The sequence below is a fragment of the Alcaligenes sp. 13f genome (assembly GCF_020496585.1).
Taxonomy (GTDB): Bacteria; Pseudomonadota; Gammaproteobacteria; order Burkholderiales; family Burkholderiaceae_B; genus Alcaligenes; species Alcaligenes phenolicus.
In genome coordinates, this window is sequence record NZ_JAHKKC010000005.1 from 56,414 (window position 1) to 71,525 (window position 15,112).

A 15,112-nucleotide genomic window follows, 5' to 3' on the forward strand; every position below is an offset into this window, starting at 1 on the left:
CGGCTTTGAACCGTGTCCTGCAGGCTTCAAGCCCATGCGGTTCCGATAGAAAGTATGAATGCCCCAAGCCTTGCTTTTAGCGGCTTGGGGCATTTTTTTCGGGTTAGCCTGCATTGGACTTACTGCGGGCTTCTCCCATACTGTACTCTTTGCTCTGGCGCTGTTTTTCCACCTGCCCTCACGATGTTTCTGATCGACGAAAAAATCACGGTACGACGCCTGGAAGTTTTGCTGGCTTTTCTGGAAGCCGGCACGATTGCCCGTGCCGCTGAACAATTGGGCACCAGTGCGGTGAGCGTGCATCGGGCCTTGAAAAGCCTGGAGGAAGGGTTGCGCTGCCCGCTGTTCTTGCAGGAAGGCCGCAATCTGGTGCCACAGGAGTCGGCGCGCGAGCTGGCCGAAGCGGCCAAGGAAACCATACGTACCTTGCAGCATGGCATTGATGCTGCCCGCGAAGCCGGGGGGTATTCGTCGGATCAGTTGCGCATAGGCTCCATGTACTCGCTGACGATACGTTTGGTGCCGCGCCTTTTGGTAGAGCTGAAGGTTCACAAGCCTTTATTGCAGATTGATCTGGTGCTGGACTCCAACGAGAAGCTGCTGCAAAAGTTGCGGGGTGGTCATATTGATGCAGCCCTGATCGAGTTGCCACAGGAGCAACCGGATGATCTGGAAGTGCTGCCCATTTTTGATGATGAACTGATGTTTGCTGCTCCCATGGATTGGCAAGGATCGGACTCGTCCGTGGTGGATCTGGAGCGTTGTTCCAAGGAACGTTTTGTGTCGCTGACCGATGATTTTGCAACGGGGCGGGACATGCAGCGCATGTTGGCCAAAGCCGGGTTTGATGCCGATATTGTGATGCGCACCGGAGACATCTTTTCCTTGATGAGCCTGGTCAGTGGTGGTGTGGGATGCTCCCTTTTACCTGCGCGAGCCAAAGCGGTTTTTTCTGACAAGATTCAGTGGCTGAGCCTGGAGCCGAAGTATCGACATTCACAGCGTATCGGCCTGGTGTGCATGAAGTCGCGCGAGCGCAGCCCGAATGTGTTGAGCTTGTTACGGGCTTGCCGGATCGTGCGTACTCAGTTGGAAAAAGAAGGGCCGACGTCGGGCTGATGCGGGTCTGTGCAAGCCGCTGTCTTGCGTTTATCCAGCCCAGCGAGACAGCCAGCGCTGCAAGCCATCCAGGGTTTGGAACTCGTCCACACTGCGCGCAGGAATCTCCGGATAGCGTTGATTCCACATGGTCGCCAGACTGCGGCCCGGACCAATCTCCAGCACCACATTGGGCTGTCGCTCTTCAATCTGCTCCATGCACGAATCCCATTGCACGGTTTGCATCAACTGCGCTGATAAGGCCTGGGCAGCGGTAGTGGCGTTATGTACCCATACACCGGCATTGGTGGGCCAAGGCAAGGTCGGGGCAGTCAGTTCGCTTTGATTCAGTTGCTCTTGAAAGGCCTGGGATGCGCTGCTCATCCAATGGGTATGGGAGGCAATATTCACGGCCAGGGGTGTGCAACGTGCCCCTTGTTCTTGAGCGAATTTTTCCAGGGCAGAAAGCTTGTCACGTGGTCCCGCACAGACAGCACTATCAGGACCATTGCGTATGGCCAGGGCAGCGCCGTGTGCTTGGCACCATTGTTCAATCGTCCGAATTGAAACCCCACTTATCGCCAGCATGCTGCTGTCCTGTCCGGCCCCGGCTTGATCCATCAAGGCGGCTCTTTGTTCGGCGAGCTGGATGGTATTACTGGCAGATAACACACCCGCTACACAAGCGGCTGCCAGTTCACCAATGCTGTAGCCCGCCACGGCCACCAAAGATCGCCTGGAGGTTTGCAGGGCAGGGACGTGCTCCTGCAATTCCTGCCAAGCGGCCAAGGCGCAAGCTGTCAGCACAACTTGGGCATGGGCATTGGTGCTGGCCCAACGGGTATCGCGCATGGCAGCGCGCCAATCGGGAACGTGCAACTGTTCCTGCATTTGCAGCAGCAAGGGATTGGCCGGATTTATCCAGGGCAGCATGTCTGCATATTGCATGCCTTGCCCGGAAAACAGCAGGGCGATTTTCATAGTCAGGCTCCAGTAGGGCGACGCTGGCTGGCACTGCCGGGTGCATAGGCTTGCAAGCGATCCAGCCAGCAGCAGGCTGACAAGGTGTCGGCCGCGCCGCCGGGGGACAGGCGACGCTTCATGAAGGCTTGATGCAAGGCTTGCGCGCGTTGCACCGCATCGGGGCTGAACGCACTGCCTGCTTGCAGGTAGTGCATGGCGCAGCAGCGCGCGTAGTGTAGCCCCTCCAGTCCGCCACGATGGGCCAGATTACTATCGTCAAGGACCGCCATAACAGAAAAGAAGGTATGCAGACCCACGGTTTGCAACTGCTGTTCTGCCACTGGTGTGCTGTGCGGAGACAAAGTTTTGACAGCGACTTGCCAGGCGGGCCAGGCCGTTTCAAACAAGGTGGGAAAGCCCTGGGCTGCTTCCTGGTTCGCGCCTCGCAAGCCATAGCGGCGTACCGCCCGTCCGCCCGGCAGTGCGGACGAAGCTTGCAGGCTGCGGGCCTGTAAAGCCGCCCCCCATAATGTTTGAAGTTGGTCCCGAATCGTGGCGGGAGTCAGGGTGCGAAAAGGTAGGCAAGCGCCTGCGGCTGCGCACAGCAGGCCCAGCATGAAGATGGCGCCACGGTGGGTATTGATGCCCCCGGTTGCCGCCTGCATGCGAGCCTCCGCTGCAATCCCGCGAGTTTGCAGCTGGCTGAATGGAACACGCTGTTGGCCCAGAGCCGCCATGTCAGAAAAATAATGGCGCAGGGCAAACAGACTGCGATAAAAAGTGCTGGCATCCATATCGTCATGGCTGCCGCTGTCGAGCAAGGAAACCAGCCCCGGTTTGGGAGCCAGAATCAGCTCGTCATACAGCGCCAGAACCGCCGCACGGCCTATGGCCGCACAACTCCAGGAACGGGATGGATCCATGAAGTCGGCGGCAGTGGGGCGAGGCGCCAATGTTCTGGTTTCAATTGCATCAAGCAGCATGAGAGGACTCCGGAGCAGGAGCGTGCTCGGGCCAGTCCGAGTGCGCCTGAATACGTACACCATGAGTGCGTTTGATCATGACTTTGCTGCTGGCACCGCTGCGCCATTGCTGCCATTCACGCCAGGCAATGGCGGCGTCATCGGGGAACAGCAGCTCGCCATCCAGACGGGGCAAACCGGACAATTCGCTGATTGCACTTAATAGCTCCACCAGACGATCTGCTTGCGTGGCGCTCTGCACGGGTAGCAGCAAATCCAGGTCTGAACCTTCACGCACATAGCCCTGTCCTGTGATCAGCTCCCAGCCATAACTGCCATAGACCTGAGCCGTGCAGCCATGTGCTTGCATACGCTGACATAAGCTCAGCCAGTCTTGCGCCAAGGAGGCTGGCAATAAGGTTTGGGCTTCATGGGCGGGGGGGAAACTGCCCCAAGACAGGCTCTGGTTTTGGGAAACGATCAGGGACAGACGTTGCCGCCCCCAATCGGTCGGTAAAGGAATGCCCACTTGCAGCTGTCCGCTATGCAGTTCGCCTGGCTGACGGCTGACGACCAGCGGCCAGCCTCGAGCCTGCCATTGACGCAGGCTCTGGCAGACGTGGCTGGTCGGCTCCAGATCAGTCAGCACCTGATCCCAGGCTGTGTTGTCCAGCGTGATCAGGTGGTGACGGCGAGCGGGCAGTTGGGCGTTCATCAGGATGCCTGCAAGACCTGTTCAATGATCTGGGCAGCCAGGCGGCGGCCACCACGTTCGGCACCATCGCTGGCGCGGCGATCCTGATCATTGGATTGAGCCAGTGCTGCCCGCAAGGAAGCACGCAGTTGCTCTGGCGAGCTGCTGTCCCAGACAGACTGAATGCCTCCCATGGCCACATAATTGCCTACGCCGGGCGCAAAGACCGGATTGGACTGCGCCAGCTCTTCCAGCATGGCTTCGGGCAGCTTGGTCACGCGGGCCATGGCAGGAATGCGCATGACGCGAATTTCGGCTTCGGGCACGGCATAGCAGGCATCGGCAATCAGGCCGGAGGTGATGAAGCCACCGGACAGGGCCTGGTCGTACACCAGCCCAATGACCTTGTGGCCTTTGCGTCGGGCCAGATCCAGGCACATGCCCAAGTGAGCCATGGCGCGGTTGATGCCCAGCAGCTCATCGCGGCGGCGCAGTTGCTGGCCCTGGGTATCGACCAAAAGCAGCAGGCTACGGCCAGGATGGTTCTTGATGGTGTCCAGCACGGCCTGTGCCTGGGTCAAGGCCAGGGACACGCCGATGGGGGCGTGTTCCGTCGTGCCGATCACGGCCAAGGTTTCACCATCAAACTCGGCATTGCCTTGCAAGAACAAATCCTGTTCGCTAATGCTGTGCTGCGTATCGAACAGCGATTGCACCAGTGTTTCCCATTTCATGACAGCGCCTCCTGGCTGCGTAATGCTTTGACGGCTGCAGCATCCATCTGCCCGACTTGATCACTTTGTTCCAGCCCCAGTGCTTGCCACAAGGCTTGGGCCTGATTTTCAGTTTGGTCCCATTGCTCCACAGGCAGCAGGGCTGCGCGGTGTGCCAGCAGCTGATGTTCCTGTTCCAGCTCTTCCAGGGTGACGGGACCACGAGCTGGATTCTTCAAGCCTTGTACGGCAGCGGCGCGGAAAGCGGCCACGGTGTCCGGTACAAGGTCGTCGCAATCGGCAGTCAGCCAGCGGTGTTTTCCGCCACTGGTTTGCCAGACCAAAGCGCGGTCCTTGGAGTCGTATTCTTCGACTCCGTGGGAGGCTTCAATCACTTCCGGGCCGGACATGGCCAGACGGCCGACGTCGCTCATGATCAGGTGGTTGGTGCAGCGGGCCACAATGCCCATACCCCCAAAGCAACCGTTTTGCCCGCCGACCAAAGCAATCACAGGCACTCCGGCATTACGCGTGTCCAGCAGGGCGCGCATCACTTCCGAGACGGCTATCAAACCGGCGTTAGCTTCGTGCAGACGCACACCACCGGACTCCAGCAGCAGCACTACGCCTGCAGGACGGTCAGTCATGGCTCGACGCAGCAGGCCCACCAGCTTGGCGCCGTGGACTTCGCCCACGCCACCGCCCATGAATTCGCCTTCCTGCGCCGCCACATACACGGTCTGCCCCTCCAGCAAAGCGCGGCCGATAGCTACGCCATCATCAAAGGAAGAAGGCACTCCCAACTGCGCCAGATGGGGGCTGCTCAAGCGTTGTGCGGGGGGCAGCCATTCGTGAAAGCTGTTGGCGTCAAACAGAGCCTGGACGCGCTGGCGGGCAGAACACTCCAGATAACTGCTCATGACTGTGTTCCTTGTGCTTGGCTGCGTGCCAGGGCTTCGCTGGCGGCCTGGTCCAGACGCAGACTGACTACGGCAGGGGTGGCCCCCATATCGTTGATGTCAAAGTGAATACCGGCCAGCGGATGGCGCTGGTGAAAGTCCCGGACCACCGCATCCCAGATCGTGGAGAAACCACGTGCCGAGGTATGAATATGGATGGTGCATTCGGCGCTGTCCTTGGGCTCGGCCAGCACTTCCAGATTGCCCGAACCTACCACGCCCACCAGCACAGGCTGGAAGGTGCCAATAGGCTCTTGTCCTTTGAAGCTATAGGCCAGGGTTTCCAGGCCGTGAGGAATGTTTGTCATCGTGATCTCCTAATGCAAATAGCGTGGCGGGCCATTACCAGTTACGGAAGCGTGCCGGAGGTTGATACAGCCCGCCGGAGGCTTGAACCAGATCCCGCATGCTGCGTGCGGCCAATAAATTGCGGGTGGCCTGGCGTGGGTCTATGCCCAAATCTTGAGGGCGACGGATGATGCCGCGATCACGCAGGTTCTCCACCATGCGGGCATCTCGGCCCAGGCCCACTTGCGTGTAGCCGGCAACGCCCCGTATGGCTTGTTCGCGCTCTTCGTCGGTACGGCACAGCAAGAGATTGGCGATGCCTTCTTCTGTCAGGATGTGAGTGACATCGTCGCCGTACACCATGACGGGCGGCAGATCCATGCCGGTCTGCTCCTGCAGGGTCCAGGCATCCAGGGTGTCCACAAAGGCGGGCGTCATGTGTTCGCGGAAGGTTTCCACAATCTGCACCACCAGCTTCTGACCACGTGGCGTACCGGCTGCACCTTGGCGTCCTTGGCGTGCCTCTTGCCCGGCTTTCAACCAGGCGGGGCTGGCGTGGCGACGACCGCGAGCATCCGCGCCCATATTGGGTGCGCCACCAAAACCGGCAATACGGCCCAGCGTGGCGGTGGAGCTATTGCCATGCAGGTCGATCTGCAAGGTGGAGCCGATGAACAGGTCACAGGCGTAGTGGCCAGCCGCCTGACAGAACGCGCGGTTGCTGCGCATGCTGCCATCCGGGCCGGTGAAGAACACATCGGAGCGGGCGCGCAGATAGTTTTCCATGCCCAGCTCGGAGCCGAAGGAGTGCACCGATTGCACCCAACCGGCTTCGATGGCTGGGATCAGGGCAGGATGCGGATTCAAGGCCCAGTGCTGGCAAATCTTGCCTTTCAGGCCCAGTGATTCGCCGTAAGTGGGCAGCAACAATTCAATGGCGGCGGTATCAAAACCGATGCCGTGGTTCAGGCGTTGCACACCGTATTCCGCGTAGATGCCCTTGATCGCCATCATGGCCATCAAGACCTGGATTTCGCTGATCTGGGCTGGGTCGCGGGTAAACAGCGGTTCGATAAAGTGCGGGCGGGGAGCGGGCACGACAAAGTTCACCCAGTCGGCGGGAATGTCCACACGCGGCAGGCGGGTGGTCTTGCTGTCGACCAGCTCGTTGACCTGGGCGATGACAATGCCGCCGGAAAAAGCGGTGGCTTCCACAATAGCCGGGGTGTCCTCGGTATTGGGGCCGGTGTACAGATTGCCGTGCTCATCGGCGGCCTGGGCCGCGATGAGCGCGACATTCGGGGTCAAATCTACAAAGTAACGGGCAAACAACTCCAGATAGGTATGAATGGCACCGATGTTCAGTCGTCCTGCCGAGGCCAGCCTGGCCAGGCGCGCACCTTGCGGGCCGGAAAAGCTGAAGTCCAGGCGGTTGGCAATGCCTTTTTCAAACACATCCAGATGCTGGGGCAAGGCCAGCACGGATTGCACCATGTGCAGGTCATGAATCTGCGCTGGGTCGACGCCCACCAGTGCGTCGGCCAGAAAGTCGGCCTGCTTCTGGTTATTGCCTTCCAGACATACTCGATCTCCTACTTGTAATACGGCTTCCAGCAAGCTGCTGGCTTTATCCGTGCTGCATATCTTGCCTTGCAAAGAGTCTCCCAGTGCGCGGCTGGCACGTTGCAGTCTTTGCTGGCGGGCTTGATTCTTAAGATTCCAGTTGCTGTCCGTCATTGGGTTTCCCTGTCCTACCTCTGTCGATGTGATCCGTTGAGTAAGCTGCCCGACCCTTCAGGATCGGAGTTCAGGCAGCGCGATAGTTAATGTGCCCAGGCGATGGGCAATGCGGGTGGCCGCTTCCAGTAGCAGGTCATCTTGCCCAGGGCGGGCAGCCACTTGCAGTCCTAAAGGAAGCCCGTGGCTGCCAAAGCCGATGGGCAAGTTGATGCATGGAATGCCCAATGCCGTCCAGGCACGGCACAGCACGGGATCGCCCGTGGTGTCGCGTGTGGGAGCCTCGCCCAAGGCGGCGGCGCTCAGGATCAGGTCTGCGTCGCCGAAGATCAGCTCGGGTTGGCGCTTGACCTGATTGATCAGGCCTTGAGCCTGAATCAGTTCGGCAGGTTGAGTCTGTGCGCATTTATCCAGATAAGTCTGCAAAGCAGGCGAGAGCAGTTCCAGGTGTTGCTGGCGTTCATGGCTTAAATGGGCCAGTACTTCAGCTCCCATGATGGCTTGCTGCGCGTGGGTCAGTTCACCAAACAGACTGTCCCTGTCGCTAAGCTGAACTTCAAACTGGCCGTCATCCATTTTCAGGTGAGTCACGGTCGCTTCCAGCCGATCACGCAAATCCTCGGCAATGTCCTCCCACCAGGGCGTGTGCAAAAAGCTCAGGCGCAAAGGGGCTTGCTGCAGGACTTGCGATACTTCCGGCGTGCTGCGCAGCGCGTTGAACACAAGGCGCACATCCTCCAGACGCTGGCCCAAAATTCCCAAGGTGTCCAGAGACGGGCTGATGGTTTTCAAGCCGCTGCTGGGCAGGGCGCCGAAGCTGGGTTTGAAGCCATAAATTCCGCAGAACGTGGCGGGGCGCACCACGGACCCCGCTGTCTGGGTGCCCAAAGCTACCGGCACCACATTGGCGGCCACGGCAGCGGCCGAGCCGGACGACGAACCGCCCGGCGTGTGCTCCAGATTCCAGGGGTTGCGTGTCTTGGGAGGGCTGAACAGCGCAAATTCCGTGGTGACGGTTTTGCCAAAAGGCACGGCACCGGCCGCACGCAGAGCCTGCACAATGGCAGCGTCCTGGGTGGGGCGGTTGTCGCGATAAATGGGCGAACCATAGGTGGCTGGAGCGTCCGCCGTATTGATCAAATCCTTGATGCCGATGACCAGCCCCTTTAAAGGGCCGGTGTTGTTCTCCTGCTCTTGGGCGACACGCCGTACCTGCTCCTTGTCCAGATGGGCAAAGGCCTGAATCAGATCCTCGGTTTGTTCGTAGCGGGCAATTGCTGCCTCTGCTGCCTCCTGGCTAGATGTCCTGTTTCGGGTAGCGAAATCATTCACAGACATGGCGCGTCCTTAGATCGTGAAGGGTGCGATAAGAATAGCAATCGTCAAAATGACGGTGCCAATCAGAAAGGCCACGACAGTAAAGCCCATCACTTGTCGTACATTCAGGCGCGCAATGGCCAGCACAGGCAAAAGCCAGAAGGGCTGGATCATGTTGGCCACCGCCTCGCCAAAGGCGACGGCCATGGACATCAGGCCCAGGTAGGCAGGGCCGTCCTGACCAATGGCCAGGGCCGATTGCACAGCGATGGGGCCTTGCACACCCCAGTGTCCGCCACCGGAAGGAACAAACAGCGAGATGATGATGGAGGCGATAAAGGTCAGGAAGGGCAGAGTGTATTCATTGGCCCCAGTCACCAGCGCGGAGGACAGAATTTCTTCCAGGGCGCGACCGCCCTCCATGGGGATATAGGCAAGCAGGCCCATGATGCCGCCATACAGCGGGTACTGCAGAATCAGCGGGCCTGCCGTTTTGGCGGACTCGACAAAGGATTTGATAAAGCGGATAGGCGTCCAGTGCAGCAGGGCACCGGTGACGGTAAACAGCATGATCATGGATGAGATGTTCAGCGCAAAACCGCTGCGCACGAAGTAGTACATACCCGCGGCAAAGAACAGCACATTCAGAATCCACAGGTTTTCCAGCTTTTCGGCTGGGGTGCTGGGCTTGGTTTTGGGCAGGTCTTTTTCAATGTCAGCAAAGACGGCGGGGTCAGGCGGCAAGGCGTAGTCAGGCTCCATGCGCCAGATCGTCAGAAACAGCAGGATGATCAGGGCCACAACTGGAATCCAGCTATAGGGCTGGAAAATGGTCAGGCTGAACGGCACCGTCATGCTGGTCAGTTGATGGATGACGTTGATGGGGCTGTTGGGGTCGGTATTGGCCAGGGCAATCGAGCTGGACAGACCTTGAGTCCAGAGCAGGTAACCCATATAACCCGAGGCAATCAGATAACCAAAGTGCACATTGGGCAGACGGCGGGCAACCTGGCGTGCAACCAGGGCACCAGCCACCAGACCCAGGCCCCAGTTCAGCAGGCAGAAGATCGCGCCCACGGCAAAGCACAACAGGGCGCCTTCAACTTGTGTGCGGGCACGGGAGGCCAACCAGATGATGGCGCGTTTCAAGGGCGGTGCTTCAGCCAGGGTGTAGCCCGTCACCAGAATCAGCACCATTTGCAGGGCAAAGGTGAAAATACTTTTGGGGCCCCATACCCCGCGATACCAGGCATCCACCATTCCTCCGGGGGTGGCGCCATCGACAAACAGGGCAATCAGTCCTACAACCAGCAAGCTCAGGATGACGGCGAACAGATACGGGTCCGGCATCCACTTTTCTACGTAACGCACGCAGATATTGGTAAAGCGGGTCAGCAAGTTTGGCCTGGGTTTGGCCGAGAGGGTAGCAGTGGTGTTCATGATGAACTTATCCTTGTTTTTGTCTCCCCGACCTGGCTAGTGGGTCGGCTGATGGATGTGGATGCTGGATACACAGTCCCGCTAGCGCGTACTCCTCGGTAATGACTGTTGCCTGTATCTCGCCTTCCTTTTTTATGGTGTGCCCCTTAGGGGGCTTATCGTTGTGCCCACAAGATAGCGACAGGCTAGTGCGTGGATCAATAAAGCAAATGTTGTTTTATTTACGCGCGGCGAAACGATGACGCGTTAACCCTAGGGGTAAAAGGGCGAGCGCGCGCCGCGACAAGCGGCTTTCGATATAAAGCCGACTGTTTTTTGAGAAATGGGGATATTTAGCTAAAACGAACTGATTAGAGGATCAGTTTGAATGGAGGCTAGAGCACTGTTTGAAACGGCACTGCTTTTTTCAGAAGCCAAGCTGGGATGAGTGCGGCTTGGGAGGGGACTGGGCTTATAGCCAGCGTAGTTTCCCTTGTTTTGACAGGCTGAGCCTGGAAGAGCTACCTGCGTTGATGAGGAAAGCAGGCGGAGGGGGAGGTTCGAGGCGTAAAAAAAGCACACAGGGCAGGCTGTGTGCGGATGAGGGTGGTAACGGTCCCGACACCGTTATGGGGGAGAGATCCGCCCAGATTTAAAACTTGTCGGCGACCGAATCCAGCGCGTCGCGCAGCAAACCGGCAATTTCTTTTTGCCGTGGCGCAGGCATGCGCTCGGTAATGGCCGTGACACTCATGGCCAGAATGGGGCGGCCTTTGTGGTCGCATAGCGCGCAGCCCACACCCAAAGCACCGCGTACGGCGTAATTGCCTACAACCGAGTAGCCCCGGATACGGGTGTTGGTGACCAACTGGCGCATCTCGCGCTGGGTCATGCCACCGTACTGATCCAGTTGATTGGCATTGCGTTCGATAATCTGCTCGATCGCTTCGTCCCCAAGTGTGGCCAGATAGGCCATGCCACCCGAACCCACGCCCAAAGGCTGACGCTTGCCTACATAAGTGGCCAGAATCTGTACCGGGTAGGGGCCAATTTCGCGCCACAGGCTAACGGAGTCGTCGCCATCGCGGCCCACCAGAAAGACCGCGTCGCCAGTCTGTTGAGCCAGCTCTTGCATGATGGGCTGCATGATGGTGACACGCGGGTCCAGTCCAAACAGGCCCTGATCCTGGCGCGTGGCGCTGTAGCGACGGCTATGGCTGCTGTTCTGAACCAGACCGTGATCGATCAGGGCGGCCAACAGCCGGTATATGGTGGGGCGCTGTAATTGCGTGGCGCGCGACAGGTCGGTGACGCTCAGCCCTTTGCCTTGATGATTCTGCAAAGTCTTGAGCACCAGCAGGCCGCGTTGCAAGGTGCGCGGCCCGGCCTGATCCTGCGGTTCTACGGTCTCGGGAGTGTTCATGCTTGAAAACAGCTATTGCTTACCGAAAAAGTAACTCAGTAAGAATATACGCCAGCCAAGAAAGTGTCCACTGTGTGATCGCTCATAAAAGACAATGCCCGCTGGGTGCAGCGGGCAAGAGGGGTAGCGCGTTTGAAGGCAGTTTTTAGCGATGTTCCGGGCCTGCCGATTCGTCTTTACGTTGTTCAGGGATGGGGTGGCCCGCTGTTTTAGCGGTCTTGATCATGGCGGTACACAGGCCGCGCAACATATCCACTTCGTCCAAACTAAGCTGGGCGCGACCGAACAGGTGCTGCATGCGGGGCACCAGCTTCTTGGGGTGTTTGGGGTCCAGGAACTTGACGCTTTCAATGGCCTGTTCCCAGTGCTGCAGCAAGGCTTGCACCTTGGCTTGGGGAGCCAGCTCCTTGCCAGGGTCTGCCTTGCCATCCGTATTGGGCAGCAGGCTGGCACCGCTTTCAGCCAGCAAGGCATAGCGCAATTCCCAGGCAGCCAGTTGCAAAGCCTGGGCGACATTCAGGGAACTGTATTCAGGATTGGCCGGAATATGGCAGACGTACTGGCACTGGCTGATGTGATCGTTGGTCAGGCCCACGCGTTCGGTCCCCAGCACAATGGCGACGGTTCCGGCGTGCTGGCGCAGATGCTCACGGCTCAGTTCGGCAGTCTGACGTATATCGGCGGCTGGCGGTCCTAAATAGCGGGGGCGGGCCGTCAGGGCAAAAGCCAGAGTGACCGGTTCCAGTGCATGCGCCAGAGTGGGAACAATAGTTGCTTGCTCCAAAACATCTACGGCACCGCTGGCCAGCGAGATTGCCTGAGGGTTTTGTGCAACGTCCGGGTCTAGCGGGTCGACCAGACATAAGTCGCCAAAGCCCATGGTTTTGATCGCTCGCGCTGCTGCGCCCACGTTTCCAGGGTGGCTGGGTTGCACCATAATGAAGCGAACCCGGTGAAAATTATCATCAAATGCCGATGCTTGCGTCTGAGTCATTTAAAATAGCTACTTTGAAGCTACGCTTCCTGTGTCTGCTCACGCGATTTTGCCCTGCAACAGGGCACGCCAGGCAGGCTCAATTATTGTTAAAAAAACGGAATTTCCATGCACCCGATGCTCAATACCGCCATCAAGGCGGCTCGCCGTGCCGGCACCATTATCTCTCGCGCCAGTCTGGACCTCCAGCACCTGTCGGTTGCGCGTAAAGGCCCTAAAGATTATGTCACGGAAGTGGATCGCGCAGCAGAGGAAGCCATCATTGAAGTGTTGAGCGAAGCCTACCCCGACCACGGTTTTATCGGCGAGGAAACGGGCGAGCGCCCACCGCTGGAACCCGCAGGCGAAGGTACTCCCGAATACCAGTGGGTCATTGATCCTCTGGATGGCACCACCAACTTTATCCACGGCTTTCCGTGCTACGCAATTTCGATTGCCTTGATGCACCGTGGCCAGGCTGCCCATGCCGTCATTTACGACACCAACCGCAATGAAATGTTCACGGCCAGCCGTGGCGGTGGTGCCTTCCTGAATGACCGTCGTATTCGTGTCTCGGGCCAGACCCGTTACCACGATGCCTTGATCGGTGCACACGTGCCGGATTCGGGTGCAGGCGTGAAACCTACCTCTCCATTTGCCGATATGCTGGCCGAATGTGCTGCCGTGCGTCGCGTGGGTGCAACGGTTTTGGATCTGGCTTATGTGGCCGCTGGTCGTCTGGATGGTTTCTGCGCCGTTAACCTGAAACCCTGGGATTTGGCTGCCGGCACCTTGCTGGTAACTGAAGCCGGTGGTCTGGTGGGCGACTTTGAAGGCGAACAAACCTGGAAAGAGACTGGCAATGTGATTGCCGCCAGTCCGAAGATCTTTATTCAGATGCTGTCGCACCTGCAAGATTAAGAACCTAGACCCCGGCATTGCCGGGGTGTTCTTTTAATCACAGCGCCAAGGAGCTGAGATGGAGTGGTTGATGGACCCGACCGCCTGGGTTGGGTTACTCACACTGGTAGTTCTGGAAATTGTGCTGGGCATCGATAACCTGGTGTTCATTGCAATTTTGGTCGACAAGCTGCCTCCGGCGCAGCGCGACCGGGCTCGTGTGCTGGGCCTGTCACTGGCCTTGCTGATGCGCCTTGGCTTACTGACGGTCATGTCTCATCTGGTGCAGCTGACCGATCCTTTGTTCTCTATATTCAGCCTGGATTTCTCAGGCCGCGATCTGATCATGATCGTGGGCGGTTTTTTCCTGCTGTTCAAGGGCACACTGGAGCTGCACGAACGTATTGAGAACCGCAGCGCTCATGCTTCCGGCTCGCGCATGTATGCCAGCTTCTGGGTCATCGTGGCGCAGATCGTGGTGCTGGATGCCGTGTTCTCCATCGACGCGGTCATTACGGCGGTGGGTATGGTCGAGCACCTGCCCATCATGATGGCGGCGGTGGTCATTGCCATTGGCATCATGCTGGTTGCTTCCAAACCCTTGACGGCTTATATCAATAGTCGCCCCACGGTGGTGATCCTGTGCCTGGGCTTTTTGTTGATGATCGGCTTCTCCTTGCTGGTGGAAGGCTTTGGCGTACATGTACCCAAGGGTTACCTGTATGCGGCCATTTCCTTCTCCATCCTGATCGAAATGTTCAATCAGCTGGCGCGTCGCAAGTTGCGTATGCTGCAGGCTGGTCGTCCCATGCGTGAGCGTACGGCCGAGGCTGTGCTGCGCATGTTGGGCAAGCGTCCCGCTTCCGGTGAAACGGCCATCGGGCCGGATCTGCCCGGTGCGGCGGCGCAAATGGTGTTCGGTCAGGAAGAACGCAATATGGTCAGTGGTGTGCTGACTTTGTCCGAGCGTACCGTGCATTCGGTGATGACGCCGCGCAATGCGATTACCTGGGTGAATGTGCAGGACGATCCTGAAGTCCTGCGCGAAAAGATGACACATGAACCCCATAGCATGGTGCCAGTGTGTCGCGGTTCGCTCGATGAGGTTATTGGCATTGGTCGAAGCAAAGAGTTACTGGCAGACCTGCTGATTCATGGTCATATCCGTCTGGACCAATTGCGTCAGCCGGTTTTTGTGTATGAGTCCATCGGGATTTTGGACCTGATGGAAACCATCAAGCAAAGCCGCGGGCAGTTGGTCATGGTGACGGACGAGTTCGGCACTATTGAAGGTTTGGTGACGCCTTTGGATATTTTCGAGGCGATTGCAGGCGACTTCCCCAGCGAGGACGAAACCCCCGATATTGTCCAGGAGTCTCAGGACCACTGGCTCCTGGACGGCTCCACCGACTTGCATCATCTGGAACAGATGCTGGGTGTGGATGGTCTGGTGGATGAAGAGGAAGAATATGCCACCCTGGCCGGTTATCTGCTGACGCGTTTCGGACAATTGCCCAAGGTGGGCGATGTGTGTGTGCTTGAGCAAAGCGATGCGGTGTATCGCTTCAAGGTGGAAGAGCTGGAAGGGCGTCGCATTTCGCAGGTCAGCCTGGAACGTGTGCCATACGATGATGAACAAATCGATCCATTTCTGGCGTCTTAATTT

General features: G+C 58.3%; 14 protein-coding genes. 3 read left to right on the forward strand and 11 right to left on the reverse strand.

Translation table 11 applies throughout. The annotated features are described in order from the left end of the window. Positions 1-183 precede the first annotated feature (183 nt). Entirely contained in the window at positions 184-1,119 is a 936-nt protein-coding gene (locus KOE80_RS05450) for a LysR substrate-binding domain-containing protein (protein ID WP_026484233.1), read from the forward strand. Positions 1,120-1,149: 30 nt separating this feature from the next. Here KOE80_RS05450 and KOE80_RS05455 read toward each other — a convergent pair whose 3' ends face one another. From KOE80_RS05455 to KOE80_RS05505, 11 genes are all read right to left on the reverse strand, one after another. Beyond that, positions 1,150-2,079, reverse strand: a complete 930-nt coding sequence (locus KOE80_RS05455; RefSeq protein WP_226348578.1) for an acyltransferase domain-containing protein — start codon at positions 2,077-2,079, stop codon at positions 1,150-1,152. Positions 2,080-2,081: 2 nt separating this feature from the next. After that, a complete protein-coding gene (locus KOE80_RS05460; protein WP_203145014.1) occupies positions 2,082-3,044 on the reverse strand; it encodes a triphosphoribosyl-dephospho-CoA synthase in 963 nt (320 codons plus the stop codon). After that, positions 3,034-3,738, reverse strand: a complete 705-nt coding sequence (gene mdcG / locus KOE80_RS05465) for a malonate decarboxylase holo-[acyl-carrier-protein] synthase (RefSeq protein ID WP_226348579.1) — start codon at positions 3,736-3,738, stop codon at positions 3,034-3,036. The genes KOE80_RS05460 and mdcG overlap by 11 nt, the downstream gene beginning before the upstream one ends. Then, positions 3,738-4,451, reverse strand: a complete 714-nt coding sequence (gene mdcE / locus KOE80_RS05470; protein WP_226348580.1) for a biotin-independent malonate decarboxylase subunit gamma — start codon at positions 4,449-4,451, stop codon at positions 3,738-3,740. The genes mdcG and mdcE overlap by 1 nt, the downstream gene beginning before the upstream one ends. Then, on the reverse strand, positions 4,448-5,350 hold the full coding sequence (locus KOE80_RS05475) for a biotin-independent malonate decarboxylase subunit beta (RefSeq protein ID WP_035270906.1): 903 nt from the start codon (positions 5,348-5,350) through the stop codon (positions 4,448-4,450). Before KOE80_RS05475 ends, mdcE begins: the two co-directional genes overlap by 4 nt. Beyond that, on the reverse strand, positions 5,347-5,697 hold the full coding sequence (gene mdcC, locus KOE80_RS05480) for a malonate decarboxylase acyl carrier protein (RefSeq protein ID WP_009457832.1): 351 nt from the start codon (positions 5,695-5,697) through the stop codon (positions 5,347-5,349). The genes KOE80_RS05475 and mdcC overlap by 4 nt, the downstream gene beginning before the upstream one ends. 34 nt (positions 5,698-5,731) lie before the next feature. Further along, positions 5,732-7,414, reverse strand: coding sequence for a malonate decarboxylase subunit alpha (gene mdcA / locus KOE80_RS05485; protein ID WP_226348581.1), 1,683 nt, complete (start codon positions 7,412-7,414; stop codon positions 5,732-5,734). Between the two features lie 57 nt (positions 7,415-7,471). Continuing rightward, a complete protein-coding gene (locus KOE80_RS05490) occupies positions 7,472-8,752 on the reverse strand; it encodes an amidase (protein WP_115634115.1) in 1,281 nt (426 codons plus the stop codon). A 9-nt stretch (positions 8,753-8,761) separates the two neighbouring features. Then, positions 8,762-10,171 (reverse strand): short-chain fatty acid transporter, encoded by a 1,410-nt coding sequence (locus KOE80_RS05495; protein ID WP_035270901.1) that lies wholly within the window; start codon positions 10,169-10,171, stop codon positions 8,762-8,764. A 631-nt stretch (positions 10,172-10,802) separates the two neighbouring features. Continuing rightward, positions 10,803-11,573: an IclR family transcriptional regulator gene (locus KOE80_RS05500; RefSeq protein WP_022983524.1), complete on the reverse strand. Its 771-nt coding sequence runs from the start codon at positions 11,571-11,573 to the stop codon at positions 10,803-10,805. A 145-nt stretch (positions 11,574-11,718) separates the two neighbouring features. Then, entirely contained in the window at positions 11,719-12,567 is an 849-nt protein-coding gene (locus KOE80_RS05505; protein ID WP_088450892.1) for an RNA methyltransferase, read from the reverse strand. A gap of 108 nt (positions 12,568-12,675) precedes the next feature. Between KOE80_RS05505 and KOE80_RS05510 the strand changes: the two genes are divergently transcribed. Both KOE80_RS05510 and KOE80_RS05515 read left to right on the forward strand, forming a co-directional pair. After that, the gene (locus KOE80_RS05510) at positions 12,676-13,467 is read left to right on the forward strand and encodes an inositol monophosphatase family protein (RefSeq protein ID WP_035270898.1); all 792 of its coding nucleotides are present in this window, start codon (positions 12,676-12,678) and stop codon (positions 13,465-13,467) included. Positions 13,468-13,525: 58 nt separating this feature from the next. After that, positions 13,526-15,109 carry a TerC family protein gene (locus KOE80_RS05515; protein WP_035270896.1) on the forward strand — a complete coding sequence of 528 codons (1,584 nt, stop codon included), beginning with the start codon at positions 13,526-13,528 and terminating at the stop codon, positions 15,107-15,109. Positions 15,110-15,112: the final 3 nt, after the last annotated feature.

Excerpts from the sequence above, each read along its gene's own strand:
- mdcC (WP_009457832.1), bottom strand. The coding sequence starts at position 5,697 with ATGACAAACATTCCTCACGGCCTGGAAACCCTGGCCTATAGCTTCAAA.
- KOE80_RS05475 (WP_035270906.1), bottom strand. The coding sequence starts at position 5,350 with ATGAGCAGTTATCTGGAGTGTTCTGCCCGCCAGCGCGTCCAGGCTCTG.
- KOE80_RS05500 (WP_022983524.1), bottom strand. The coding sequence starts at position 11,573 with ATGAACACTCCCGAGACCGTAGAACCGCAGGATCAGGCCGGGCCGCGC.
- mdcE (WP_226348580.1), bottom strand. The coding sequence starts at position 4,451 with ATGAAATGGGAAACACTGGTGCAATCGCTGTTCGATACGCAGCACAGC.
- KOE80_RS05490 (WP_115634115.1), bottom strand. The coding sequence starts at position 8,752 with ATGTCTGTGAATGATTTCGCTACCCGAAACAGGACATCTAGCCAGGAG.
- mdcG (WP_226348579.1), bottom strand. The coding sequence starts at position 3,738 with ATGAACGCCCAACTGCCCGCTCGCCGTCACCACCTGATCACGCTGGAC.
- KOE80_RS05450 (WP_026484233.1), top strand. The coding sequence starts at position 184 with ATGTTTCTGATCGACGAAAAAATCACGGTACGACGCCTGGAAGTTTTG.
- KOE80_RS05505 (WP_088450892.1), bottom strand. The coding sequence starts at position 12,567 with ATGACTCAGACGCAAGCATCGGCATTTGATGATAATTTTCACCGGGTT.
- KOE80_RS05510 (WP_035270898.1), top strand. The coding sequence starts at position 12,676 with ATGCACCCGATGCTCAATACCGCCATCAAGGCGGCTCGCCGTGCCGGC.
- KOE80_RS05460 (WP_203145014.1), bottom strand. The coding sequence starts at position 3,044 with ATGCTGCTTGATGCAATTGAAACCAGAACATTGGCGCCTCGCCCCACT.
- KOE80_RS05495 (WP_035270901.1), bottom strand. The coding sequence starts at position 10,171 with ATGAACACCACTGCTACCCTCTCGGCCAAACCCAGGCCAAACTTGCTG.
- KOE80_RS05455 (WP_226348578.1), bottom strand. The coding sequence starts at position 2,079 with ATGAAAATCGCCCTGCTGTTTTCCGGGCAAGGCATGCAATATGCAGAC.
- KOE80_RS05515 (WP_035270896.1), top strand. The coding sequence starts at position 13,526 with ATGGAGTGGTTGATGGACCCGACCGCCTGGGTTGGGTTACTCACACTG.
- mdcA (WP_226348581.1), bottom strand. The coding sequence starts at position 7,414 with ATGACGGACAGCAACTGGAATCTTAAGAATCAAGCCCGCCAGCAAAGA.